We start from the raw sequence: 370 nt of genomic DNA, 5'->3' as shown, positions 1-370 counted from the left end.
AACTTCCCCCGTCATAGCATTTTTTAATCGAAAAAGCATAGTGGAACCGACATCATTATGCATGGCGGACAACGAGGTTGTCGTGGTTGACGGAGGAGCTCCATCCCCCAGATAAAAACAGGCGTTAATGTGCTGAACCACTGGGGAGTTATTAACGCAATGGTAGGCGAACGTCCCGGTATTGGTTTTCGACAAGGCGGGATTGACAAAATCAACCGCACCAAAGTCAATATCAGTCATGGTCGCACGGCAGGCCACAGAGGTCGCGTGACTTTGGCCTGTCAGTAATGAAACAGCAATGCTAATAATCACTAAAAGGTATCTGCCCATTTGATACAGCCCTATTGCCATTATGTGTATTAGATGCATC

The 370-nt window shown here is 46.8% G+C and carries 1 protein-coding gene; it reads right to left on the bottom strand.

What is annotated here, in order from left to right:
- Nucleotides 1–240 (bottom strand): hypothetical protein (locus tag AC2A1E_RS24355; RefSeq protein ID WP_484385900.1); only part of this gene is annotated, 240 nt, incomplete at its 3' end.
- Between the last annotated feature and the right edge of the window lie 130 nt (nt 241–370).

The sequence above is a fragment of the Serratia sp. HNCC26DJ206 genome, assembly GCF_057180605.1.
This window is presented reverse-complemented; position numbering and strand designations above follow the sequence as displayed.